This window comes from Humibacillus xanthopallidus (assembly GCF_006716675.1).
Taxonomy (GTDB): Bacteria; Actinomycetota; Actinomycetes; order Actinomycetales; family Dermatophilaceae; genus Humibacillus; species Humibacillus xanthopallidus_B.
The window spans coordinates 1,224,597-1,247,857 of sequence record NZ_VFPM01000002.1; the positions used below are offsets into that span (position 1 = coordinate 1,224,597).

Here is a 23,261-nt window from a genome sequence, read left to right on the forward strand (position 1 = left end):
AGCGACACCGGCCAGCACCCCAGCACCCCCCAGCACCCCCCAGCACCCCTGCATCCCAGCACTCGAGGACCCTCCGATGCGCGGCATCATCTTCTACGGCACCACCGGCAAGTTCACCTGGCGCATGCTCGCCACCGTGCTCGGCGGCGAGGCGCTCTGCATCGCCCTCGGTGCCCTCGTCGCCCGCGGCCTCGCGGCGACGGACGCGACGGCAGCCAGCCCCACGGCATACCTCGTCGTCGGGATCGGGCTCGCGGCCCTCGCCGTCGTCGCGGCCGGCACGCTGCGGCGGCCCTGGGGCATCACCCTCGGGTGGGCGGTGCAGGCGCTGACGCTGCTCAGCGCGCTCGTCGTGCCGCTCATGCTCGTCGTCGGCATCTTCTTCCTCACGATGTGGGTGACCTGCCTCATCCAGGGCGCCCGCATCGACGCCGAGGTCCTCGAGCGCGAGGCCGCCGCTGCCGAGGCGAGCGGGTCCGCCGAGGGGAGTGGGTCGGTCGACGGCCCGGCCGATAGGGTGGGTGAGTGACCACCGAACGCTCACTCGTCCTCGTCAAGCCCGACGGATTCAAGCGCGGACTCTCCGGGGAGGTGCTGCGTCGCATCGAGGCCAAGGGCTACACCCTGGTCGCACTCTCGGTGCTGACGCCGACCCGCGAGCAGCTCGCCGTGCACTACGAGGAGCACGTCGGCAAGCCGTTCTACGAGCCGCTCGTCGACTTCATGAGCTCCGGCCCGGTCACCGCCGTCGTCATCGAGGGCCAGGACTGCGTCAAGGGCTTCCGCTCGCTTGCCGGCGCCACCAACCCCACCGAGGCGCTGCCGGGCACGATCCGCGGCGACTTCGGGCGCGACTGGGGCACCCCGGTGCAGCAGAACATCGTGCACGGCTCCGACTCGCACGAGTCCGGGCAGCGCGAGATCGGCATCTGGTTCCCCGAGCTCTGAGGCAACCGCCGAGTCCGGCGAGGGCCCCTCTCGCCTCCCGCTCGCAGTCGAGAGAGCACTCCGTCGACCCCGTGAGCCCGCGGTATGCCGTCCGGTGACGCGCCGCGCCACGCCGGGCGTCGCGTCACTCGAGTCACACCCGTCACACAATGCGCGACACTCGCCCGATGCGCTCGGGCTCGCGCGGCGCCCGCGACACAATCCGGGCCATGACCACCTGGCCGGCGCTCGGACGCGACCTCGCGATCGACCTGGGCACCGCCAACACCCTCATCCACGTGCGCGGCCGGGGCGTCGTGCTCGAGGAGCCCTCGGTCGTCGCGGTCGAGGTCGGCACCGGCCGGCTCGTGGCCGCAGGCACGCAGGCCAAGGAGATGCTCGGGCGCGCCCCGGGCACGATCCGGGCCGTGCGACCCCTGCGCGACGGGGTCGTCTCCGACGCCGACGAGGCCGAGCGGATGCTGCGATGGTTCATCGACCAGGTGCGCCCGTCGCGCCTCGTGCGCCCCCGGATGGTGCTGTGCGTGCCGAGCGAGGTCACCGGCGTCGAGCGGCGGGCCCTCGAGGACGCGGCGACCCGGTGCGGCGCCCGCCGTGTCTACATGGTCGAGGAGCCGATGGCCGCGGCCGTCGGCGCCGGTCTGCCCGTCCACGAGACGGCGGCGAGCATGGTCGTCGACATCGGCGGGGGCACGACCGACGTCGCCGTCATCAGCCTGGCCGGCATCGTCACCTCCACCTCGCTGCGCACGGCCGGCGACGAGATCGACGAGGCGCTCATCAGCCACGTCAAGGCCGAATACTCCCTCCTGCTCGGTGAGCGCAGCGCCGAGGACATCAAGGTGGCGGTCGGCTCGGTCTTCCCGCTGCGCGAGGAGCTGACGACCCGGCTGCGGGGGCGCGACCTCACCACCGGCCTGCCCAAGACGATCGAGGTCGGGTCGGCCGAGGTGCGCCGGGCCATCGAGGGGCCGGTGCTCCAGATCATCGAGCTCGTGCGCGCGACGCTCGACGTCTGCCCGCCCGAGCTGGCCGGAGACATCATCGACCGGGGCATCACCCTGACCGGCGGGGGAGCGCTGCTGCGCGGGCTCGACGCCCGGATGCGCCACGAGCTCGGGGTGCCCGTCCACGTCGCCGACGACCCCCTGCGCGCCGTCGCCCGCGGTGCGGGTCGGTGCGTCGACGACTTCGCGAGCCTCGAACGGGTGCTCGTCGGAGACCGCCGGCTCTAGGTCGACCATGGAGCAGACCCACCAGCGCCGCCTCCTCGCCGCACTCGTCATCGCCACGCTGGCGCTGCTCGGGGCCGACCTCGCGGGCTCCGGGGTCGCCGGCGCCGTGCGCGACGCCGGGGGCGCGGTCCTCGGGCCCGTCCAGCGGGCGCTCTCGGGAGCGCCGCGCGACGAGATCGCGGCGCTCGAGGCGCAGAACGTCCTGCTCCGCGCCACGGTCGCCGACCAGCAGCGGCGCCTCGCGGAGCAGGGCCGCCTCGCCGAGCTCGTCGGCGGTGAGCCTGCGGCCGGCCACCGCTTCGTCGCGGCCCGCGTCGTCGCGAGCGACCTCAGCCCGATCGGGGGCCGGAGCCTGACGCTCGACGTCGGCACCCGCGACGGCGTGACGACCGACTCGACCGTGGTGACCGCGGAGGGGCTCGCCGGGCGGGTCGTCGCCGTGTCGCCCTGGACGTGCGACGTGCAGGTGCTCGGCAGCACCGGCTCGGTCATCGGCGTGCGCGTCGGCCCCGCAGGCACGCTCGCGACGGTGAGCTCGCCCTCGTCGACCGACCGCGAGTCGCGGCCGCGTGGATCGCTGACCCTGTCGTTCGTGCAACCCGGCACGCCCGTCGTCGGCGACACCGTGACGACCCTCGGCAGCATCGACGATCGGCCGTATGCCGCCGGCATCGTCGTCGGCACCGTGACCGCCGTCGATCCCGACCGGGGCCAGCTGACCCGCACCGCCACGGTGCGCCCGGTCTTCGACCCCGACGCGATCGACGTCGTCGCCGTCCTCGTGCCGCAGGCCCGGAGGGCGGCGCGTCCCGAGGTGCCGGCGGCCGGTACCCCCTCCGCACCGGCAGTCGCACCGGCAGTCGCACCGGCAGCCGCGCCGGCGAAGGGCGCCGCCTCGTGAGGGCGACGCTGCTGGGGCTCGGCCGGACGGCATACGTCGTCGTCGCGGCGCTGCTGTCGGCCACCCTGCTGCCGCGGCTCGGGGTGCCGGAGGAGTGGGTGCCCGACCTCGTGCTCATCGGCGTCGTCGCGACGGCCGTGCTGCGCGGGTCGGTGCACGGCGCTCTCGTCGGGCTCGTCGCCGGCTGGGTCGTCGAGCTCGTGCCGCCCGTGGGGTCGCCGCTCGGGCTCACTCCTCTCGTCATGATGCTCGGCGGTCTCGTCGGTGGGCTCTTCCAGCGGGTGTCGTCACGTACGCTCGGCCGCGCGGTGCTCGCCCTCGCGGCTGCCGGCATCGTCGTGCTGCTCGGCCGGTCTGCGTCGGCCATCGCGGCCGAGGGCAGCGTCGCTGCGGCGGAGGGGCTGGGCCGGCTCGCCTCGACCGTCGCCGTCGGGCTGCTCGCGCTGCCCGTGCTCCTCGCCGTCGACCGTGCCCTCGTGCGGCGGAGGCTCGGGTGAGGGGCGGTCGCCCCTCCCGGGGCACAGGGCCCCGGCGGGCAGCCACCCGTGGCCCGCGCCGCACCCGGCCCACCGGCGTCGCGGGCGTCGTGCTCGTGCTGCTCGTGTCGCTCTTCGGCCTCGTCGTCGCACGGCTCGGCCAGGTCCAGCTTCTCGACGGGGCGCAGCTGACGAGCCAGGCATCCTCGGTCCACACGCGCACGATCACCGAGCACGCCCTGCGGGGGCAGATCCTCGACCGCACGGGGGCGCGCCTCGTGACGAACGCCTTCACGACCGTCGTCACCCTCGAGCGGGGCGTCCTGCTCGATGCCGACGATGGCGGTCGCGCGCTCGTGCGCTCCGTCGCGGCGGTGCTCGGCCAGCCCTTCGACCGCCTGTGGGGCAAGACGATGCTCTGCGGCACCGTCGGAGCCCCTCGGGCCCCCGCCTGCTTCAACGGCTCGCCCTACGTGCCGATCCCGATCGCAGCGGGCGTCGACCCGCGGCGGGCGCTGACGCTCATGGAGCAGCCCGAGAAGTTCCCCGGCATCGGCGTGACCCCGGAGCCGGCCCGCAGCTACCCGGCGCCCTCGGGTGTCAACGCGGCCCACCTGCTCGGCTGGGTCGCCCGGGCCGGCCCCGCCGACGTCGAGGCGGGGGCCGGCGCGCTCGACGCCGAGGACGTCGTCGGCAGGTCGGGCCTCGAGCAGCAGTACGACTCCGCGCTGCGCGGACGCAACGGCGCCACCGTCGTCGCCATCGACCCGCGGGGAGTCGTGACCGAGACGCTGTCGAGCCGGCCACCCGTGCCGGGCTCCGACGTCGTCACCCACCTCGACGCCCGGCTCCAGGCGCGCACCGAGGCCGTGCTCGCGCAGACGGTGGCGCGAGCGAGGGCCGAGGGGCTGCCGGCCGACGCCGCGGCGGCCGTGGTCCTCGACGTGACCAACGGCGCGGTCGTCGCGGCGGCGAGCAACCCGGCATACGACCCCGACGTCTTCACCGGCGGCATCAGCAGCGCGGAGCTCGAGCGGCTGAGCGACGAGGGGCACGGCGTGCCGCTGAAGTCCCGGGTGACAGGCGAGACGTTCCCGCCGGCCTCGACGTTCAAGGTCATCTCGGTGCCGGCCGCCGTGGCGTCGGGAGCCAGGCTGACCGGCACCTACGACTGCTCGCCGAGCCTCACCGTCGGCGGGCGGGTCTTCAAGAACTTCGAGTCGCGCGGCTACGGGCCGATCGACCTCCACCGGGCCCTCGTCGTCTCGTGCGACACCGTCTTCTACCGCTTGGCGTATGCCGCGTGGCAGGCGCAGGGGGGTATCAGCGCGCCACCCGGCGCACGTGACCGCTTCGCCGAGACCGCGCGGGCCTTCGGCATCGGCCGGGCCACCGGCATCGACCTACCGGGGGAGTCGGCCGGTCGCCTCCCCGACCGGGCCTGGAAGGAGCAGTACTGGGCCGCCACCCGGTCCGCCACGTGCGCGCGGGCCCGGAGCGGCTACCCCGAGGTGGCGCGCACCGACAAGGAGCGGGCCGCCTATCTCAGCCAGCTCGCGGTCGAGAACTGCGCGACCGGCTGGCAGTGGCGTGCCGGCGACGCCGTCAACTTCTCGATCGGGCAGGGCGACCTCGCGGTGACGCCCCTGCAGATGGCGCAGGTCTACTCCGCGATCGCCAACGGCGGCACGTTGTGGCAGCCCCAGGTCGCGTCAGGACTGCGCGCCCCGGACGGCACGGTCACGCCGATCGCACCGCGGCGCACCGGCACCGTGGGAGTGCCCGCCGACGTGCTCGCCTACGTGCGGGCGGCGCTCGCCGACGTCACCCGACCCGGTGGGTCCGCGGGCACGGCGTGGGCCGGAATCCCCCAGGACCGCTACCCGGTCGCCGGCAAGACCGGCACCGGAGAGGTCTTCGGCAAGCAGGCCACGGCGTGGTTCGCCGCCTTCGGGCCCACGACGCGGCCGAAGTACGCCGTCGTCGTGGTCGTCAGCCAGGGTGCGTCGGGCTCGAAGGTGGCCGCCCCCGCCGTGCGCCAGATCTTCGATGCCATCCTGTCCCTGAAGATGTGACGGCTCGGGCGGTCCCAGCGTTCTCGGTGGCCGGAGCGCTCCGACAGCTCTGACGAAGGGGGAGGCCCTGATGGACGACTACCTCCGCAACGACGCTCCGGTCATCGACGCCCTCGACCGCGCCTGGGACCGGAGCCGGCTGAGCGTCGCGACCCGTCTCGCCCGGCTGCGCTCGCGCGCCTTTCTGCTCGTCCAGTGCGCTGTCGCCGCCGGAGTCGCGTGGTGGGTCGCCGCCGACGTCCTCGGACACCGCTCACCCTTCTTCGCGCCGGTCGTGGCCGTCATCTGCCTCGGCATGTCCTACGGGCAGCGCCAGCGTCGGGTCGTCGAGGTGGCCATCGGCGTCGCGGTCGGGGTCTTCGTCGCCGACGTGTTCGTCCACCTGGCCGGGAGCGGCCCGTGGCAGATCTCGGCCGTCGTGCTCGTCTCGATGGGGGCCGCGTCGCTGCTCGACGGGGGCCCGGTCCTCGTCACCCAGGCCGCGGTGCAGGGCATCGTCGTCGCCGCCCTGGCCGCCACGCCGGGGCAAGCCTTCACCCGCTGGACCGACGCCCTCATCGGAGGCGGCGTCGCGCTCGTCGCGGCGACGGTCGTGCCCCAGGCCCCGCTCCGCCGCCCTCGCGTGGCAGCGGCCGAGGCGGTGCGCAAGATCAGCGAGCTGCTGCGCCGCGCCGAGGCCAGCGCCGACGACCTCGACGTCGAGAAGGCCGCCGCGGTGCTCGCCTCCGCGCGAGGCACGGAGTCGCTGCTGCGTGAGCTGAGCACGGCTGCGGACGAGGGGCTCTCGGTCATCGCGAGCTCCCCGTTCAAGCGCCAGCACGCGCCGCACGTGCGCAAGATGGTCGAGCTCGTCGAGCCCCTCGACCGCGCGATGCGCAGCACCCGCGTCCTCGTGCGGCGGATCACCGTGTCGGTCGGGCGCGGTGAGCCGCTGCCGCCGGCGTACCGGCAGGTCATGCTCGAGCTGGCCGACGCGGTCGACGTCATCGCCCGCGCCCTCGCGGAGAACGCATCGCCCGAGATCGGCCGCGCCGGGATGCTCGCCGTCGCCGAGAGCACCGGCCGGCTGCCGCGCACCGCGAGCCTCGCGACCGAGACGGTGCTCGCCCAGCTGCGCTCGGTCGTCGTCGACCTGCTCCAGGTCACCGGCCTCGACGTCGACGAGGCCATCGAGGCTCTGCCGCCCGAGCAGCCCCGCGCCTGAACGGCATACGGCAGCACGAAGGGGCACTGCCCCCCGCCGCGAAGGCGGTGGACAGTGCCCCTCGAGGTGCCTCGGTCAGGCGGAGGGGGTCGTCTCGTGCGGTCCGACCTCGAGCTTCTGGACGCGGGGGTCGCCCGCGTCGGCGAAGTAGTCGGCGGGGACCGTCGAGTCCGTGCCCTCCGGCGCCTTCACGGCCCGGAGCACCAGGGTCAGCACCGCGGCGGCGACGACGTTGAACGCGAAGGCGGTGACGGCGATGTAGCCGAGCTGTCCGATGACGGGCATGTTGGCCACCGAGCCGGCGAAGGGCGCGCCCGTCGCCTGGTTCGTCACGTTGTAGGCCGCCACCGTGCCGTAGACCATGCCGACCGCCCAGCCGGCGAGCAGCGCCCAGCGGTGGAACCACCGCGTGTAGAGGTAGAACACGAGCGCGGGGAACGTCTGGAGGATCCAGATGCCGCCGAGGAGCTGGAAGTTGATCGCGTTGCTCTTGTCGAGGGTGAGCACGAAGATCAGGGCAAACGCCTTGACGACGAGCGAGGTGATCTTGCTGACCTGTGCCTCCTGCTTCGTCGTCGCGTCCGGCTTGATCCACGCCTTGTAGATGTTGCGGGTGAACGTGTTCGCCGCGGCGATCGACATGATCGCGGCCGGCACGAGCGCCCCGATGGCGATTGCGGCGAAGGCCACCCCGGCGAACCACGACGGGAACATGTCCTCGAAGAGCTGCGGGATGACGAGCTGGCCGTTGACCTTGCCGTCGAGCCCGACCGGCTTCGTGCCTGCGGCGATGGCTACCCAGCCGAGCAGGGCCAGCAGACCGAGCAGGAAGGAGTAGGCCGGCAGGATCGAGGCGTTCTTGCGGATCGTGTTGCGGCTCTTGGCCGACAGGGTCGCCGTGATCGAGTGGGGGTACATGAACAGCGCCATCGCCGAGCCGAGCGCCAGGGTGGCGTACGCCCAGTAGGCGCCGGGCCCGGGGATGAAGACGTTGGGCTTGCCGGTCGCGGCGTTCGTCGTCGTCGTCATCTTGTTCTCGGCCGCATCGAAGACGTGGCCCCAGCCGCCGACCTTCGAGGGCAGGTAGATCACGGCGACGATGATGACGATGTAGATGAGGATGTCCTTGACGAACGCGATGATCGCCGGTGCGCGCAGGCCCGAGGTGTAGGTGTAGAGCGCGAGGACGAGGAACGCGATGAAGAGCGGCAGGTCCTTGGCGACCCAGTTGCCGCCGCCTCCGACACCGACGACCTCGAGGACGGCCTGGATGCCGACGAGCTGGAGGGCGATGTAGGGCATCGTCGCGAGGAAGCCGGTGACCGCGACGGCGAGGGAGAGGCCGCGAGAGCCGGAGCGGCCCTCGACGAAGTCGGCCGGCGTGACGTAGCCGTGGCGGTGCGAGACCGACCAGAGGCGCGACATGAAGATGAAGATGATGGGGTAGAGGATGATCGTGTACGGCACGGCGAAGAAGCCGTTGACCGCACCGAACGCCCACATCGCGGCCGGCACGGCGACGAACGTGTAGGCCGTGTAGAGATCACCGCCGAGCAGGAACCACGTGATCCACGTGCCGAAGGAGCGTCCGCCGAGGCCCCACTCGTCGAGGCTCTCCATGCTCGTCGGGCGACGCCAGCGCGCGGCCCAGAAGCCCGCCATCGCGACGACGACGAAGAAGAAGATGAGGACGGCGAGCGCGACGCCGTTGACACCGGCCTCGTTGGCTGTGGCGAGGGCGCTCATCGCGCATCCCCCTCGGGCGCGACGTCGTCGCCGGTGCCGGTGGTGCCGGTGGTGCCGGCGGCGTCGCGGTCGAGGAAGGCGTCGCCCTCCGGCGTCATGGGCACGTGCGGCCTTGCCTTGAGGACGATCCGGTACGCCGTGTAGGTGAGCACCGAGGTGATCGCCACCCAGAGGAACTGGTACCAGATGAAGAACGGGAAGCCGCCGAGTCGAGGCTCGTCCTTGGCGTAGGTGCCGACGAGCAGCAGGGCGATGATCGGGAGGGCGAGCAGGACGCCTGCGACAGCCAGCAGGCCCTTGTTGGCAGGTGGCGCCGAGTGGCGATGCGGGGTGGTGCTCACGCGAGTGACCTCCGTTGGTCCGGAGCCGGATGGACCGGCAGTTGCGTCGCGGAACTTACTCCCGAGCCGAGCGAATGTGGGGCCTGCGTCGGACTGTTTTGTCGACTGCAGCACAGATTGTGATGTTGTGCGGTTGATTGCGGTGACTGCGACCGGTCGATGGGCACGGTCTCGTGAGCCCACTCGGCCCAGATAGGCTGTCGGCCATGGCTGATTTCGATGTCGTTGTGCTCGGTGCCGGACCCGGGGGCTACGTCGCGGCGATCCGCGCGTCCCAGCTCGGCATGAAGGTCGCGGTGGTCGAGAAGCAGTACTGGGGCGGTGTCTGCCTCAACGTCGGGTGCATCCCGAGCAAGGCGCTGCTGAAGAACGCCGAGCTCGCCCACACGCTGATGCACGAGAAGGCGAAGTACGGCATCGAGGGCGACGCCACGATGAGCTTCGGCCCGACGCACGCCCGCAGCCGCAAGGTGTCCGAGGGCATCGTCAAGGGCGTGCACTTCCTCATGAAGAAGAACAAGATCGAGGAGATCGACGGCTGGGGGACCCTCACCTCGGCGACGTCGATGGACGTGGCGCTGAACTCCGGTGAGAAGCGCTCGATCACCTTCGACAACCTCATCATCGCCACGGGCTCGGTGACGCGGATGATTCCCGGCGTCCAGGTCAGCAAGAACGTCGTCACCTACGAGGAGCAGATCCTCGACCCCGAGCTCCCCGGCTCGATCATCATCGCCGGCTCGGGCGCCATCGGCGTCGAGTTCGCCTATGTCATGAAGAACTTCGGGGTCGACGTGACGATCGTCGAGTTCCTCGACCGCATGGTGCCGACCGAGGACGCAGACGTGTCCAAGGAGCTGCTCAAGCACTACAAGAAGCTCGGCGTCAAGGTCATGCTCGGCACGAAGGTCGAGTCCGTCGAGGACACCGGCTCCGGCGTCAAGGTCACGGTCAGCCCAGCGGCCGGCGGCGACCAGCAGGTCCTCGAGGCCGACCGCCTCCTGTCGGCCATCGGCTTCGCCCCGCGCACCGAGGGCTTCGGCCTCGAGGCCACCGGGGTTGCCCTGACCGACCGCGGCGCCATCGCCATCGACGAGTACGGCCGCACCAACGTGCCGAACGTCTACGCGATCGGCGACGTCACCGCCAAGCTCATGCTCGCCCACGTCGCCGAGGCGATGGGCATCGTCGCCGCCGAGACGATCGCGGGCGTCGAGACGATGGCCATCGACTTCCGCTTCATCCCCCGGGCGACCTACTGCCAGCCGCAGATCGGCTCGATGGGCCTCTCGGAGGCGCAGGCCAAGGAGGCGGGCCACGACGTCAAGACGGCGACCTTCCCCTTCTCGGCCAACGGCAAGGCGATGGGGCTCGGCGAGCCGGTCGGCTTCGTCAAGATCATCGCCGATGCCGAGCACAACGAGATCCTCGGCGCGGCGCTCATCGGTCCCGACGTGACGGAGCTGCTCCCGGTCCTCAACCTCGCGCAGACCTGGGACCTCACGGCCGACGAGGTCTCGCGCACCGTCTTCGCGCACCCCACGCTCGGTGAGGCCGTGAAGGAAGCCGTCCACGGCATCGCCGGCCACATGATCAACTTCTGACCCACGATCGTCGTATGCCGTCCGGCCGGCTCCGCTCTGCGGGGCCGGCCGCGCTCGTGCTGGGGTCGCTCCTGATCGGCGCGTGCACGGTGGCGGGTGGAGCAGCGACGGCTCCATCGGGCACTCCGGCTGCGGGCGCCGCCCCTACTGCGTCGGTCGCGGTGGTCCCCGGCGTCACCGCGGCGGCAGGCGCCGCGGGGGCGGCAGCAGGCTCCGATGGCCCTGCCGCGCGCGCGAGCACTCCTGCGGCAGTGGGGGATTGGGCCATGACCCCCATCCCTGAGGCGTCGGGGTGCGTGACGGTGAGGCAGCTCGGCAACCGTGCCCCGGTTCGCGCCGAGCAGCTGTGGCCGGGGGCGAGCGAGATCGGTTCCGATGCCGTCGAGGCGAGAGCGCGCCCGGGCGCCGGAGGATGCAGCGGAGCGCTCCCGGCCTCGCCGGACTGCGACCTGAGCCTGCCGTGGGCGGCGCTGGATGCCGAGGAGCTGCTTCGCATGTCCGGTGCGGACCGTGTCGTCTCGGGACGGGCGTACGCGCGGCTCGCAGCCTCCTCCGAATCGGCCACCAGCGCGGCGTCGTTGCTCTACGTGGCCTTGGACTTCGGCGCGGACCGTCGTCGATCCCTCGGCGCCACCGAGTGGTTCGTCGGTGCCGTGGAGAGATGCGGGCTCGGAGGGCCGGGCTCTCTGGCGGGTGTCACCGGGCTCGTCGGCGAACGGCACAAGCCGACGCTCGGCGCGGGAGACGCCGGCCACTTCCTCGTCACGACCCAGAACACCCCGCGTGGCACCCAACTCGTGTGCCTCGTCTTCGAGGGTGGCGCCTGGTCCCCGACCTCGCGCGCGGATGCCGTCCGACGGGTCCTGCCCCTGCTGCACGCAGGCTGAGCGACGGGGGACGGGCAAAGCCCCCCACGACCAGGTCGTGGAGGGCTTCACTCGGGTGCTGTGGTGCGGGTGCAGCGATCAGTACCAGTGCTTCCGGCCACCGATGGCGCGGCCCGTGGTGCCGAGCAGGAAGAGCACTGCTCCGACGACGACGAGGACGATGCCGATGGTGGTGAGGATGCTGATCTTGGCGAGAAGGCCGACCAGCAGCAGGATCAGTCCGAGGATGATCATGGTGTCGCTTCACTCCTTTTGTGGGGGGTAGGGGTCCCGAGCCCTACGTAAGTACCCGGGGTGGTGAAATCCCGGACAGGCCTACGGTCACGGAACGGTCACGAACGGCCATTTGCCCGAAATGCACTGTCTGCCATGCTTACCCGGCGCCGGAGGCCAACACACTCCGAACCGCTGGCCCGACCCCTCAGCCCCTCACCCACTGCTCCACCCCGCGGAGCAGTGGGTCCCCCTGCCCCGGCTGGCGGAGCAGTGGGTCCCACTGCGTCGGTGTGAGAAGCAGTGGGTCCCACTGCGTCGGTGTGGGGGGCAGTGAGTGAGTGGGGGGAGGGCTGTCGGTGGGGAGGGGCATGCTTGGGCCAACGACGGGGAGGCAGCGGTGGACGACGAACTTGATGTGGCTCGGCTCGTCATGCGGGTGCGGCGGATGGCAGATCTCAGCCAGCGTGACCTCGCGGCCCGGGTGGGCACCTCGCCCTCGACGGTGGCACGCATCGAGACGGGCGGGTGCTCGGTGTCGGTGAGCCTGCTCAGTAGCATCCTCGGACTGGCCGGCCTGCGCCTGGTCGCAGTCGCGACCGACGGGCAGCCTGTCGCGCCGGTCGCACGAGACACCTTGCGCGACAACGGCGGACGCCGCTTCCCGGCGCACCTCGACGTCGACCTGCCGAGCGAGGTGCCGAAGCTGCGTCAGCTCATGCCGCGGCGCGACCGACCGCCGGCCAAGGGGTGGTACCGCCAGCGCACGCTCCGGGACGAACGCCGCGAGCGAGACGGCGTGCCGCCCGACCACCCGACCTTCGACGACCTCCGTGAAGCGGCTCAACGCGAGCGGGCACACCTCAGGCGGGTGCGCGCGCTGCTCGCGCGGGCTGCTCCTCCGCCGCCCGAGTGCACGTGCGAGATCGACTGCCTCCTGTCGCCCGGATGCCTACCCGCGTGTGCGTGCCAGTGCGAGCCACGCCGTCCCCGTGCCCACCTGCGAGAATGACGCACGGGCGAGACCGGGGCGAGGCTTTCGGGTCCCCCTGCCGATTAGGGCGCCTGTTGCCCCGCTGTTACGCTTGGACCCGCCGTAAGTCCGGCCGCGGATCGAGAGCGCCCAGGTGGACATGCCCTGGAGCACCGCGCAACGAGAAGAGAAGGAGTCGGTTCACCCATGCCTTTGGAAGCTGACGTCAAGAAGCAGATCATGACCGAGTACGCCACGAAGGACGGCGACACCGGCTCCCCCGAGGTCCAGATCGCGATGCTCACGCAGCGCATCAAGGACCTCACCGAGCACTCGCGGGCCCACAAGCACGACCACCACAGCCGTCGTGGGCTCCTGCTCCTGGTCGGCCGTCGCAAGCGCATGCTGCGCTACCTCGAGGCGACCGACATCGAGCGCTACCGCGCGCTGATCAAGCGCCTCGGTCTGCGTCGATGAACACGTGACGAAAGGCGGTCACCGCGCTCAGCGGAGGCCGCCTTTCGTCGTAGGTGCGCCCGGATCCTGTGGGTCCGGGCACCCGAAGAAACCACGCACACAACGACGATGTGCGCGGCACTTGAGAAAAAGAAAGCGAGGGCCCACATGGAGGGTCCAGACATCACGTTCGCCGAAGCCGTCATCGACAACGGCTCGTTCGGCACCCGCACGGTCCGCTTCGAGACCGGACGCCTGGCCAAGCAGGCCGGCGGCGCCGTCACGGCGTACCTCGACGAGGACACGATGCTGCTGTCCACCACGTCCGCCGGCAAGCAGCCGAAGGACCAGTTCGACTTCTTCCCGCTGACGGTCGACGTCGAAGAGCGCATGTACGCCATCGGCAAGATCCCCGGCAGCTTCTTCCGCCGCGAGGGCCGCCCCTCGACCGAGGCCATCCTCACCTGTCGCCTGATCGACCGGCCGCTGCGACCGACCTTCAAGAAGGGTCTGCGCAACGAGGTCCAGGTCATCATCTCGGTGTTCTCGCTGAACCCCGACCACCAGTACGACGTGCTCGCCATCAACGCGGCCAGCGCCTCGACGCAGATCTCCGGCCTCCCGTTCTCGGGCCCCATCGGTGGCGTGCGCGTCTCGCTCATCGACGGCCAGTGGGTCGCCTTCCCGAACTTCTCCGACATCGAGCGCTCGGTCTTCGACATGGTCGTCGCCGGTCGCGTCGTCACGCACGCCGACGGCAGCGACGACGTCGCGATCATGATGGTCGAGGCCGAGTCCACCGAGTCGACGTGGGACCTCGTGAAGAACGAGGGCAAGCAGGCGCCGACCGAGGAGGTCGTCGCCGAGGGCCTCGAGGCCTCGAAGAAGTTCATCAAGCAGCTCTGCGAGGCCCAGGCCCAGCTCGCCGCCGAGGCCGCCAAGCCGGTCCAGGACTTCCCGATCTTCCTCGACTACGAGGACGACGTCTACGCCGCCGTCGAGGCCGCCACGGCCGACGACGCGACCGCCGCGCTGACGATCGCCGGCAAGCAGGAGCGCGAGGAGCGCCTCGACGAGATCAAGGCCGCCGTCAAGGCGCAGCTCGCCGAGCAGTTCGAGGGGCGTGACAAGGAGGTCTCGGCCGCCTTCCGCTCCGTCCAGAAGAAGCTCATCCGCCAGCGCATCCTGCGCGACAAGGTCCGCATCGACGGCCGTGGCCTCGCCGACATCCGCGCCCTCGGCGCCGAGGTCGAGGTCCTGCCGCGCGTGCACGGCTCCGCGATCTTCGAGCGCGGCGAGACCCAGATCATGGGTGTCACGACGCTCAACATGCTCAAGATGGAGCAGCAGCTCGACACGCTGAGCCCCGTCACGCGCAAGCGCTACATGCACAACTACAACTTCCCGCCCTACAGCACCGGTGAGACCGGCCGCGTCGGCTCGCCGAAGCGCCGCGAGATCGGTCACGGCGCCCTGGCCGAGCGTGCGCTCATGCCGGTCCTGCCGACGCGCGAGGAGTTCCCGTACGCCATCCGTCAGGTGTCCGAGGCCCTCGGCTCCAACGGCTCGACGTCCATGGGTTCGGTCTGTGCCTCGACCCTGTCGCTGCTCAACGCCGGTGTGCCGCTGCGCGCCCCGGTCGCCGGCATCGCGATGGGCCTCGTGTCCGACACCGTCGACGGTGAGACGCAGTACGCCGCCCTCACCGACATCCTCGGTGCGGAGGACGCCTTCGGCGACATGGACTTCAAGGTCGCCGGTACGAAGGAGTTCGTCACGGCCATCCAGCTCGACACGAAGCTCGACGGCATCCCCGCGTCGGTCCTCGCCGGCGCGCTGACCCAGGCCCGCGACGCGCGTCTGCACATCCTCGACGTCATGGCCGAGGCCATCGACGTGCCCGACGAGATGAGCCCCTACGCCCCGCGGATCATCACCGTGAAGGTCCCCGTCGACAAGATCGGTGAGGTCATCGGCCCGAAGGGCAAGATGATCAACCAGATCCAGGACGACACGGGCGCCGACATCTCGATCGAGGACGACGGCACGGTCTACATCGGTGCGGTCGACGGCCCGTCGGCCGAGGCGGCTCGCGCGGCGGTCAACGCCATCGCGAACCCGCAGATGCCCGAGGTCGGCGAGCGCTTCCTCGGCACGGTCGTCAAGACGACGACGTTCGGTGCGTTCGTCTCGCTGCTGCCCGGCAAGGACGGCCTGCTGCACATCTCCGAGGTGCGCAAGCTCGTCGGCGGCAAGCGGATCGACAGCGTCGACGACGTCGTCAAGATCGGCCAGAAGATCCAGGTCGAGCTCAAGGAGATCGACCCGCGCGGCAAGCTCAGCCTCGCGGCGGTCCTGCCCGAGGGCGACGACAAGGCCGAGGCGCCGGCCGAGGCTCCTGCCGAGGTCTGATCCGTCCGGATCTTTCGTTCGTCCGAGCGGCCCGTCACCCCACTGGGGTGGCGGGCCGCTCCGCGTTCGGCCCCCTAGCCGGTCAGAAGATCGCGTTGACGACGTTCCAGCCTGTGCCCAGGAGCTGACGCGCCTGCCAGCCGGTCGGCGTGCGCGGGTAGAGCCAGAGACTGCCGGCGCTGTCGCGGGCGACGACATCCGGGACCCGGTTCCCGTCGAGGTCACCGGCGCTCATCAGGGCTGTCATCGATCCCCAGCCCGTGCCGATGCGTACTCGTGGGAGGAGTCCTCCAGAACCGTTGCCGGGATACAGCCACAGGTAGCCGGTCGCACGCTCCCGGGCGAGCAGATCTGCGCGTCCGTCGCCGTTGAGATCTCCGGGGCCAGCGAGTGCGTTCATGCTGTTCCACCCGGCGCCCAAGCGCACCCGGGTGCCCCATCCGCCTCTGCCGTTGCCCGGGTAGAGGAACAACTCACCCGTCGACGCACGCCGTGCGAGGAGGTCGACGCGCTGGTCGCCGTTCCAGTCGCCGACGCCGACGATCCTGTCGAAGATGTTCCAGCCCGTGCCCACGCGGAGGCGAGGCAGCGTCCACCCACCCTTGCCGTTGCCACGGTAGAGCCAGAGGTAGCCGGTGGACGTCTCACGGGCGAGCACGTCGAGGGCGCCGTCGCCACTGAAGTCACCCACGGTCTCCAGCGAGGCGAACGCGCCCCAACCGGAGCCGAGCAGCACTCCGGAGCCGAGACCGCCCGTTCCATTACCGGGATAGAGCCGCAAGGTTCCCGTGGACGTCCAGCGGGCGAGGATGTCGTTCTTCCAGTCGCCGGTGAAGTCGGCGGTGCTGTTGGACAGCGTCGCCGGCGGAGCGGGGAAGGACGTGAAGGCATACGGCTCGCACGTGCGGTCGTAGTCGCGCGTCGCATCCCACCACTGCGACAGGTAGGGGCGACCTCCTGAGAAGCTCGGCTGCGTGCACCGGTCCAGCGCCTCGGTCGGGTAGTCGAGGGTGCCCGCCGTGGCCCACACCGGCACGCCGGGCAGCCACCACGACCCCGTGATCGACCGCCAGCCGGAGGTGTTGGAGTAGACCCCGTAGCCGAAGCCCGCGTCCTTGAGCCCTCGCATGATCCCTTCGATGACGTAACGGTTCTCGAGGCGCTGGACGAGTGAGGCCGTCGGCCACGGCTGCGCACTGCGTGGCTCGACGTCGATCCACACGACCGGCGGACGCCACGCGATGCGCTTGAGGCTCGCGGCGGCATACATCGCCTCGGCGTAGCCGACGTTGGACAGCTGCGCCGCCCGCGTCGAGGACTTCCACGGCCCGCTTGCCCCATGGCTCGTCAGCTGGGCTGCGGTCGGGAAGGCGGCCATCGTGTACGCGTGTGCGGGAGTGGAGTTGCTCCGAACCCACGCGATCTGGCTTGCCAGGCAAGGGTTCTCGGTGAAGGGCAGACCTTTTGTCAGCCCCACCACGACGAAGCCAGTGGTCGTCGGAGGCATCGGGAGCCCATAGCCCCCGACGCTGGTCGGGCACTGGGGCCACGAGATGTCGTGGCCGTACTTCACCGCGGCCTGCGCTCTCGGCGCGGCGCCGATCCCGACGACCCCCATGACGAGGGCCAGTGTGGCGAGACAGGCGATCACGGTGGACACGCGTCGACGGCTCTGACGACGGGTCCGCACGGTGTGCTGGTTCAAGGGCATGTGGACCACTTCCTCCCTTTTCAGTGTGCGCCGGGGAGGCAACGTCGTCAGCCGGTTGTGAGACAAGAGTCCGTATGCCGTCCGGCCGGGTCGCGGGGGGTCGCGGTCGTTACGCTGGGCCGCGTGGGCGACACGGCGGACAGAACTGGCACGACGGGCACGACTCGACCCATCACGGTGGCCGTGATCGGCGCGAGTGGACGCATGGGGTCGGAAGCCGTTCGGGCCATCGAGTCGGCCGAGGGCCTCGTCGTCGTGGGGGCCTACGGCTCCGGCGACGAGCTGGGAGACCTCGCCGGTGCCGACGTCGCCGTCGAGCTGACCGTGCCGGCGGCGTCACCCGGCAACGTCGCGCACTGCGTGGAGCGTGGAGTGCACGTCGTCGTCGGCACGACCGGCTGGGACGAGACCCGGGTCGAGACCCTCCGTCGCCAGCTCGCCGAGGCGCCCCCGGCGAGCAGCGGTGCCGGTGTGGGCGTGCTCATCGCCCCGAACTTCGCCATCGGGGCCCTGCTCATGATGGCCTTCGCCGCCAAGGCCGCCCCCTTCTTCGAGTCGGTCGAGGTCATCGAGCTGCACCACCCGGCGAAGGTCGACGCGCCCTCCGGCACGGCGGTGCGCACCGCAGCGATGATCGCCCGGGCGCGCGAGGACGCGGGCACCCCGTCGGCGCCCGACGCGACGACCCACGACCCCGACGGTGCCCGCGGGGCCCGGGTGGACGGCATACCGGTGCACTCGGTACGGCTGCGCGGCCTCACGGCCCACCAGGAGGTGCTGCTCGGCAACGCGGGGGAGCAGCTGACCCTGCGGCACGACTCGTTCGACCGCGGGTCGTTTATGCCCGGGGTCGTCGCGGCTGTGCGGTCGGTCGCCGACCACCCCGGCCTGACCGTCGGCCTCGAGCACTACCTCGGCCTCACCTGACCCGCTCGTCCGGGGCCGCGTCGGACGTGGCGTCACGGGGTACGTCGCTCTCGTGGGACGACGGTGTCCCGCCCGACGAGGAGGACCACCATGAGCGGTCAGGCTGCACCGATCGACCCGATCAACGCCAACCCCGAGTCCCCGTGCACGTGCGACAACTGCCCGGAGGGGTGCTCGTGCGACACGTGCACGTGCGAGGACTGCACCTGCGCCAACTGCGCCCACTCCGCCTGAGACTGCAGGCCGCCCGTCCGTCCCGGTCGGGCGGTCAGATCGGTCGGGACGGCGGCGGAGGGTTCAGCCACAGCCGCGGGCTCCTCGGGGCCGAGCGGCCCGAGGGGCCCCAGCGGCCCGAGCGGCTGGTCGGCACTGCTCGGGCTCGCATCCGGCGGATCGGGCGGATCTTGCCGGCTCACTCCGCCTCCGGGGCCAGGCCGGCCGACAGGCGCACCTCCCGCGCCGTCGAGCCCTCTGCGTCGACAACCCGCTCGCGGTGCGCGCCGTCGGTATCGAGGCCGGCCGCGGTGAGGAAGGCTCTGGTGTGGTCGTCCGTCGCGAGCACCCAGGCCGCGAGCACGTGGCGGTCCCGTCCCCGGGCCGTGTCGACCGCGGCGTGGAGCAGCCGCGAGCCGTGGCCCTGCCGGCGTGCCTCCGGATGCACCGCGAGCACGAGCAGCTCGGCGATCTCCTGCCCGTCCGGGTCTGACGACGGGCCGACCGCGGCGAGGCCGACGACCTGCTCGCCCGCGCAGGCGACGAGGAGCACGTGGTCGCGCGACGGCGCGTTCGTCAGCGACTCGCGCCACGCGTTGGCGAAGGCCCGGGGCTCGAACTGCGCGAGGACCTGCTCGCCCAGCGTGCCGGCATACGCCTCGCGGTAGACGACGGCCTGCACGAGGCCGACAGCGGGCGCGTCGCTCACCCGGGCGATGCGCACGCTCGCGTCCGCGACGGGACCTCGCTCCGACCCGTGGTCGTGCCCGTGGTCGTGCCCGTGGTCGGGGGAGTGGTCCTGCGGGAGGGGCGTCTGCTCGTCGTGTGCCACCCCGGCATCCTCTCAGGCGCGGTCAGCCGCGCCGTCAGGGCGCCACGCACCCCCGGCTTTGGACGCGGACCCACCGGTCTCGCATACTGGACGTATGTATGGCAATGACGTCATCGACCCGAACGTGCCGCTCAACGCCGCCGAGACCGCGGCCTACGACGAGGCGGCCGCCCATGTCGAGGGGCGGGCGGTCGGCGAGGCGTCCCAGGGTGGGTTCGACGCCCTCATCGCGGCCGACCAGCGCATCGAGCCCCGTGACGCGATGCCGGAGAAGTACCGCGAGACCCTCATCCGCCAGATCGCCCAGCACGCCCACTCCGAGATCATAGGCATGCAGCCCGAGGGCAACTGGATCACCCGGGCACCGTCGTTGCGCCGCAAGGCGATCCTCATCGCCAAGGTGCAGGACGAGGCGGGCCACGGGCTCTACCTCTACAGCGCCGCCGAGACGCTCGGCGTCGACCGCGCCGAGCTGCTCGACCGGCTCCACGACGGCAAGCAGAAGTACTCCTCCATCTTCAACTACCCGACGCTGACGTGGGCCGACTGCGGCGCCATCGGCTGGCTCGTCGACGGCGCGGCCATCATGAACCAGGTGCCGCTCTGCCGCTGCTCCTACGGCCCGTACGCCCGCGCCATGATCCGGGTCTGCAAGGAGGAGAGCTTCCACCAGCGGCAGGGCTTCGAGATCCTATGGACCCTCATGCGCGGCACCGAGGCGCAGCAGGCGATGGCCCAGGACGCCGCCGACCGGTGGTGGTGGCCGGCCCTCGCGATGTTCGGCCCGCCCGACACCGGTGAGGCCGCCAAGGGCGGTGGCCACACCGAGCAGTCGATGGCCTGGGGCATCAAGCGCTTCGCCAACGACGACCTGCGCCAGAAGTTCGTCGACATGATGGTGCCGCAGGCCGACAAGCTCGGCATCGTGCTACCTGACCCCGACCTGCGCTGGAACGAGGAGCGCGGTCACTACGACTTCGGCGAGATCGACTGGGACGAGTTCTGGCGCGTGCTGCGCGGCGACGGGCCCTGCAACGCCGAACGCATCGAGCACCGCCGGAGCGCCCACGAGGAGGGCGCGTGGGTGCGTGAGGCAGCCACGGCGTATGCCGCCAAGCAGGCTTCCCGACGACAGGAGAGTGCCGCGTGAGCGGAGCGTCGACCCCGCCCGCCGAGCCGGCCACCGACACGGCCACCCCGGCTGCCGCCACCGCAGCCGGCACGGTTGCCGGCACGGTTGCCGACACGGTTGCCGACACCCCGCAGGCGCCCCCCGAGCGGAGCTGGCCGCTGTGGGAGGTCTTCGTCCGTGGCAAGCGGGGGCTCTCGCACGTGCACGCCGGGTCGCTGCACGCCCCGGACGCCTTGTTCGCGCTGCGCAACGCCCGCGACGTCTACACCCGTCGCCAGGAAGGCGTCTCGATCTGGGTCGTGCGCGCCGACGACATCACGGCGAGCAGCCCCGACGAGAAGGACTCGTTCTTCGACCCGGCGGCCGACAAGATCTATCGCCACCCGACGTTCTACGACGTCCCTGACGACGTCGAGTACCTGTGAACGCCGACGTGAGCCCCGTGAACTCCGCCAACGCCCCGTCCGAGTCCGAGGAGGCGCTGCCCGGCGCCGCCGAGAACGGACCGACGGGGGAGCGCCCCGAGGCTGCCTACCTCCTCGGGCTCGCCGACGACGCCATGGTCTACGCCCAGCGCCTCTCCGAGTGGATGACGAACGCCCCGCAGATCGAGGAGGACATGGCGCTCGGCAACATCGCCCTCGACCTGCTCGGCCAGGCGCGCGCGCTCTACCCCTACATCGGCTCCATCGACGGCACGGGCCGTGGCGAGGACGACTACGCGATGCTGCGCGACGAGCGCGACTGGCGCAACGTGCATCTCGTCGAGCAGGAGCGCGGCGACTTCGCCGACGAGATGGCGCGGCTCCTCTGGTTCTCCGCTTACCAGGTCGAGCTGCACACGGCTCTCACCGGGTCGTCCGACGACGTCGTCGTCGGTGTCGCCGGCAAGGCGCTCAAGGAGGTGCGCTACCACCTCGACCACGCCTCCCTCTGGGTCGTGCGCCTCGGTGACGGCACTGCGGAGTCGCACCGCCGCATGAAGGCCGCCCTCGAGCGCGTGCAGCCCCATCTCGCCGAGCTGTTCGACGACGACGATGCGTCGGTCACGGCGGCCGAGCTGGGAGTCGGGGTGCTTCCCTCGAGCCTGCACGACGGCGTGGTCGCTCGGGTGCGCCGCGTCGTCCAGGAGGCGACGCTGACCCTGCCCGACGCCTCTCCGTGGCGCTCTCGCGGTGGCCGCGCCGGCATCCACTCGAGGCCCATGGGCTACCTCCTCGCCGAGATGCAGCACATCGCGCGGTCGCACCCCGGCGCCACGTGGTGATGGCTGTGGCAGTGGAATCGCCTGTCGCGCAAGCGATCTCGCGCATCCCCGACCCGGAGGTCCCGGTCATCACGATCGCCGAGCTCGGCATCCTGCGCGACGTCGACGTCGACGAGCAGACGCACACCGTCGTCGTGACGATCACCCCGACCTACAGCGGGTGCCCCGCGATGGAGGCGATCGCGTCACGCATCGTCTTCGAGGCCCGCGAGCAGGGGTATGCCGCCGACGTCCGCACGCAGCTGTCGCCGGCCTGGACGACCGACTGGATGACGGACGAGGGCCGGGCTGCCCTGCAGCGCTTCGGCATCGCCCCGCCGGGGCCTGTGTCAGGGTCCGAGGCGGAGGGCCGCGGGCCCGTTGCGGTCCGCCTCCAGCGACACGTCGTCGCGTGCCCCCGCTGCGGCTCCACCGACACGACCGAGATCGCCCACTTCGGCTCGACCGCGTGCAAGGCCCTGCGCCGCTGCTCCGCGTGCCTCGAGCCCTTCGACGAGTTCAAGGCCATCTGAATGACCGACGTCACCACCCCCACCGACGAGACCGTCGGCCAGCCCGCTCCGCCCGCAGCCGCAGACGCGGGCGCGGCCGCCAACGCAGCGGCGCCGGCGGCGGTGCGCCACCGGGCCCGCTTCCACCCCCTCACCGTCGCGGCGGTCGAGCGCCTCACCGATGACGCCGTCGCCGTCACCTTCGCGGTGCCGGACGAGCTGGTCGAGGAGTACCGCTTCGAGCCGGGCCAGCACCTCACCGTCCGGGCGAGCATCCACGGCGAGGAGGTGCGCCAGTCCTACTCGATCTGCCAGTCGCGCGGCGCTGCCGGCATGGAGCACCTGCGTCGGGTCGCCGTCGCGCGCGTGCCCGAGGGCCGCATGTCGACCTTCCTCAACGACGTCGTCGCACCGGGCGACGTGCTCGACGTCATGACCCCGCTCGGGTCCTTCACGTGCCCGACCCAGCCGGACGGCATACGTCACCACGTCGCGATCGCCGCGGGCTCGGGCATCACGCCCGTCATCGCCCTGCTGACGACGGCGCTCGAGGAGGAGCCGGGCTCGCGCGCGACGCTGCTCTTCGGCAACCGGCGCACGAGCTCGATCATGTTCCTCGAGGAGCTCGAGGACCTCAAGAACCGCTTCCCGGGTCGCTTCCAGCTCATCACGGTGCTCTCGCGCGAGGCGCAGGACGTCGAGCTCTTCCACGGCCGGCTTGACCGCGAGCGGCTCGAGGCCATCCTCGGCGCGCTCGTGCCGATCGACCAGGTCGACGAGTGGTACCTCTGCGGCCCGTTCGGCATGGTGACCGGCGCCGAGGAGCTGCTCCTCGAGCGTGGTGTCGACCCCGGCCACGTGCACCACGAGATCTTCCACGTCGATGACGGCACCGCGCCGAAGCGACCCGTCGTCGTCGACACGGGAGCGCCGCCCGAGGCCACCGTCACCATCAACCTCGACGGGCGCACGACCGTCATCCCGATGCCGAGCCGCGAGGAGACCATCCTCGACGCGACGCTGCGTGTGCGACCGGACGCCCCGTACTCGTGCACCGGTGGCGTGTGCGGCACGTGCCGGGCGCGCGTCGTCGCGGGGGAGGTGCGGATGGACCGCAACTACGCCCTCGAGCCCGAGGAGGTCGCGGCCGGCATCGTGCTCGCCTGCCAGAGCCACCCCGTGACCGACGCGGTCAGCCTCGACTACGACGCCTGACG

24 protein-coding genes are annotated in these 23,261 nt (G+C 71.5%); 19 read left to right on the forward strand and 5 right to left on the reverse strand.

Features of this window, described 5'->3' with window-relative positions:
* Positions 1-76: 76 nt before the first annotated feature.
* The 7 genes from FBY41_RS13570 (at position 77) to FBY41_RS13600 (ending at position 6,839) form a co-directional block, all read left to right on the forward strand.
* Complete coding sequence (locus FBY41_RS13570) at positions 77-529, forward strand: DUF4233 domain-containing protein (protein WP_141844746.1); 453 nt, start codon at positions 77-79, stop codon at positions 527-529.
* Complete coding sequence (ndk, locus tag FBY41_RS13575; RefSeq protein WP_141844747.1) at positions 526-948, forward strand: nucleoside-diphosphate kinase; 423 nt, start codon at positions 526-528, stop codon at positions 946-948. The genes FBY41_RS13570 and ndk overlap by 4 nt, the downstream gene beginning before the upstream one ends.
* 209 nt (positions 949-1,157) lie before the next feature.
* The gene (gene mreB / locus FBY41_RS13580; protein ID WP_141844748.1) at positions 1,158-2,183 is read left to right on the forward strand and encodes a rod shape-determining protein; all 1,026 of its coding nucleotides are present in this window, start codon (positions 1,158-1,160) and stop codon (positions 2,181-2,183) included.
* A gap of 7 nt (positions 2,184-2,190) precedes the next feature.
* A complete protein-coding gene (gene mreC / locus FBY41_RS13585) occupies positions 2,191-3,084 on the forward strand; it encodes a rod shape-determining protein MreC (RefSeq protein WP_141844749.1) in 894 nt (297 codons plus the stop codon).
* Complete coding sequence (locus FBY41_RS13590; protein WP_141844750.1) at positions 3,081-3,581, forward strand: rod shape-determining protein MreD; 501 nt, start codon at positions 3,081-3,083, stop codon at positions 3,579-3,581. The genes mreC and FBY41_RS13590 overlap by 4 nt, the downstream gene beginning before the upstream one ends.
* On the forward strand, positions 3,578-5,635 hold the full coding sequence (gene mrdA, locus FBY41_RS13595; protein ID WP_141844751.1) for a penicillin-binding protein 2: 2,058 nt from the start codon (positions 3,578-3,580) through the stop codon (positions 5,633-5,635). Before FBY41_RS13590 ends, mrdA begins: the two co-directional genes overlap by 4 nt.
* A 70-nt stretch (positions 5,636-5,705) precedes the next feature.
* The gene (locus FBY41_RS13600) at positions 5,706-6,839 is read left to right on the forward strand and encodes an FUSC family protein (protein WP_141844752.1); all 1,134 of its coding nucleotides are present in this window, start codon (positions 5,706-5,708) and stop codon (positions 6,837-6,839) included.
* Positions 6,840-6,914: 75 nt separating this feature from the next.
* Here the strand turns inward: FBY41_RS13600 and mctP are convergent, their stop codons facing one another.
* On the reverse strand, positions 6,915-8,585 hold the full coding sequence (gene mctP / locus FBY41_RS13605; protein WP_141844753.1) for a monocarboxylate uptake permease MctP: 1,671 nt from the start codon (positions 8,583-8,585) through the stop codon (positions 6,915-6,917).
* Entirely contained in the window at positions 8,582-8,926 is a 345-nt protein-coding gene (locus FBY41_RS13610) for a DUF3311 domain-containing protein (RefSeq protein WP_221629277.1), read from the reverse strand. Before FBY41_RS13610 ends, mctP begins: the two co-directional genes overlap by 4 nt.
* Before the next feature lie 206 nt (positions 8,927-9,132).
* On the opposite strand from FBY41_RS13610, the gene lpdA reads away from it, so the two are divergent.
* Positions 9,133-10,530: a dihydrolipoyl dehydrogenase gene (lpdA, locus tag FBY41_RS13615; RefSeq protein WP_141844754.1), complete on the forward strand. Its 1,398-nt coding sequence runs from the start codon at positions 9,133-9,135 to the stop codon at positions 10,528-10,530.
* Positions 10,531-10,796: 266 nt separating this feature from the next.
* The gene (locus tag FBY41_RS13620) at positions 10,797-11,417 is read left to right on the forward strand and encodes a hypothetical protein (protein WP_141844755.1); all 621 of its coding nucleotides are present in this window, start codon (positions 10,797-10,799) and stop codon (positions 11,415-11,417) included.
* A gap of 78 nt (positions 11,418-11,495) precedes the next feature.
* Here FBY41_RS13620 and FBY41_RS23435 read toward each other — a convergent pair whose 3' ends face one another.
* A complete protein-coding gene (locus FBY41_RS23435; protein WP_185749049.1) occupies positions 11,496-11,651 on the reverse strand; it encodes a DUF6131 family protein in 156 nt (51 codons plus the stop codon).
* A 379-nt stretch (positions 11,652-12,030) separates the two neighbouring features.
* Here FBY41_RS23435 and FBY41_RS13625 point away from each other — a divergent pair, with 379 nt between their 5' ends.
* From FBY41_RS13625 to FBY41_RS13635, 3 genes are all read left to right on the forward strand, one after another.
* Positions 12,031-12,642 (forward strand): helix-turn-helix domain-containing protein, encoded by a 612-nt coding sequence (locus FBY41_RS13625; protein ID WP_141844756.1) that lies wholly within the window; start codon positions 12,031-12,033, stop codon positions 12,640-12,642.
* 168 nt (positions 12,643-12,810) lie between these two features.
* Complete coding sequence (gene rpsO, locus FBY41_RS13630) at positions 12,811-13,080, forward strand: 30S ribosomal protein S15 (protein WP_141819432.1); 270 nt, start codon at positions 12,811-12,813, stop codon at positions 13,078-13,080.
* Positions 13,081-13,227: 147 nt separating this feature from the next.
* Complete coding sequence (locus FBY41_RS13635; protein ID WP_141844757.1) at positions 13,228-15,471, forward strand: polyribonucleotide nucleotidyltransferase; 2,244 nt, start codon at positions 13,228-13,230, stop codon at positions 15,469-15,471.
* An 82-nt stretch (positions 15,472-15,553) separates the two neighbouring features.
* On the opposite strand, the gene FBY41_RS13640 is transcribed toward FBY41_RS13635, so the two are convergent.
* Entirely contained in the window at positions 15,554-17,131 is a 1,578-nt protein-coding gene (locus tag FBY41_RS13640) for an FG-GAP-like repeat-containing protein (protein ID WP_260439760.1), read from the reverse strand.
* Between the two features lie 174 nt (positions 17,132-17,305).
* Here FBY41_RS13640 and dapB point away from each other — a divergent pair, with 174 nt between their 5' ends.
* Positions 17,306-18,109: a 4-hydroxy-tetrahydrodipicolinate reductase gene (dapB, locus tag FBY41_RS13645; RefSeq protein WP_260439761.1), complete on the forward strand. Its 804-nt coding sequence runs from the start codon at positions 17,306-17,308 to the stop codon at positions 18,107-18,109.
* 90 nt (positions 18,110-18,199) lie between these two features.
* A complete protein-coding gene (locus FBY41_RS23440; RefSeq protein WP_185749050.1) occupies positions 18,200-18,343 on the forward strand; it encodes a hypothetical protein in 144 nt (47 codons plus the stop codon).
* Between the two features lie 178 nt (positions 18,344-18,521).
* On the opposite strand, the gene FBY41_RS13650 is transcribed toward FBY41_RS23440, so the two are convergent.
* Positions 18,522-19,154, reverse strand: a complete 633-nt coding sequence (locus FBY41_RS13650) for a GNAT family N-acetyltransferase (RefSeq protein ID WP_141844759.1) — start codon at positions 19,152-19,154, stop codon at positions 18,522-18,524.
* A 94-nt stretch (positions 19,155-19,248) separates the two neighbouring features.
* Here FBY41_RS13650 and paaA point away from each other — a divergent pair, with 94 nt between their 5' ends.
* From paaA to paaE, 5 genes are all read left to right on the forward strand, one after another.
* Complete coding sequence (gene paaA / locus FBY41_RS13655; RefSeq protein WP_141844760.1) at positions 19,249-20,304, forward strand: 1,2-phenylacetyl-CoA epoxidase subunit PaaA; 1,056 nt, start codon at positions 19,249-19,251, stop codon at positions 20,302-20,304.
* 140 nt (positions 20,305-20,444) lie between these two features.
* Complete coding sequence (paaB, locus tag FBY41_RS24175) at positions 20,445-20,711, forward strand: 1,2-phenylacetyl-CoA epoxidase subunit PaaB (protein ID WP_141845138.1); 267 nt, start codon at positions 20,445-20,447, stop codon at positions 20,709-20,711.
* A gap of 17 nt (positions 20,712-20,728) precedes the next feature.
* Complete coding sequence (gene paaC / locus FBY41_RS13665; protein WP_260439763.1) at positions 20,729-21,553, forward strand: 1,2-phenylacetyl-CoA epoxidase subunit PaaC; 825 nt, start codon at positions 20,729-20,731, stop codon at positions 21,551-21,553.
* A complete protein-coding gene (paaD, locus tag FBY41_RS13670; protein ID WP_141844762.1) occupies positions 21,553-22,065 on the forward strand; it encodes a 1,2-phenylacetyl-CoA epoxidase subunit PaaD in 513 nt (170 codons plus the stop codon). The genes paaC and paaD overlap by 1 nt, the downstream gene beginning before the upstream one ends.
* Positions 22,066-23,259, forward strand: coding sequence for a 1,2-phenylacetyl-CoA epoxidase subunit PaaE (gene paaE / locus FBY41_RS13675; protein WP_141844763.1), 1,194 nt, complete (start codon positions 22,066-22,068; stop codon positions 23,257-23,259).
* Positions 23,260-23,261 lie beyond the last annotated feature (2 nt).

Excerpts from the sequence above, each read along its gene's own strand:
- FBY41_RS23435 (WP_185749049.1), bottom strand. The coding sequence starts at position 11,651 with ATGATCATCCTCGGACTGATCCTGCTGCTGGTCGGCCTTCTCGCCAAG.
- FBY41_RS23440 (WP_185749050.1), top strand. The coding sequence starts at position 18,200 with ATGAGCGGTCAGGCTGCACCGATCGACCCGATCAACGCCAACCCCGAG.
- FBY41_RS13620 (WP_141844755.1), top strand. The coding sequence starts at position 10,797 with ATGACCCCCATCCCTGAGGCGTCGGGGTGCGTGACGGTGAGGCAGCTC.
- paaA (WP_141844760.1), top strand. The coding sequence starts at position 19,249 with ATGTATGGCAATGACGTCATCGACCCGAACGTGCCGCTCAACGCCGCC.
- FBY41_RS13600 (WP_141844752.1), top strand. The coding sequence starts at position 5,706 with ATGGACGACTACCTCCGCAACGACGCTCCGGTCATCGACGCCCTCGAC.
- paaD (WP_141844762.1), top strand. The coding sequence starts at position 21,553 with ATGGCTGTGGCAGTGGAATCGCCTGTCGCGCAAGCGATCTCGCGCATC.
- rpsO (WP_141819432.1), top strand. The coding sequence starts at position 12,811 with ATGCCTTTGGAAGCTGACGTCAAGAAGCAGATCATGACCGAGTACGCC.
- mreB (WP_141844748.1), top strand. The coding sequence starts at position 1,158 with ATGACCACCTGGCCGGCGCTCGGACGCGACCTCGCGATCGACCTGGGC.
- FBY41_RS13635 (WP_141844757.1), top strand. The coding sequence starts at position 13,228 with ATGGAGGGTCCAGACATCACGTTCGCCGAAGCCGTCATCGACAACGGC.
- FBY41_RS13570 (WP_141844746.1), top strand. The coding sequence starts at position 77 with ATGCGCGGCATCATCTTCTACGGCACCACCGGCAAGTTCACCTGGCGC.
- paaE (WP_141844763.1), top strand. The coding sequence starts at position 22,066 with ATGACCGACGTCACCACCCCCACCGACGAGACCGTCGGCCAGCCCGCT.
- mctP (WP_141844753.1), bottom strand. The coding sequence starts at position 8,585 with ATGAGCGCCCTCGCCACAGCCAACGAGGCCGGTGTCAACGGCGTCGCG.
- lpdA (WP_141844754.1), top strand. The coding sequence starts at position 9,133 with ATGGCTGATTTCGATGTCGTTGTGCTCGGTGCCGGACCCGGGGGCTAC.
- mreC (WP_141844749.1), top strand. The coding sequence starts at position 2,191 with ATGGAGCAGACCCACCAGCGCCGCCTCCTCGCCGCACTCGTCATCGCC.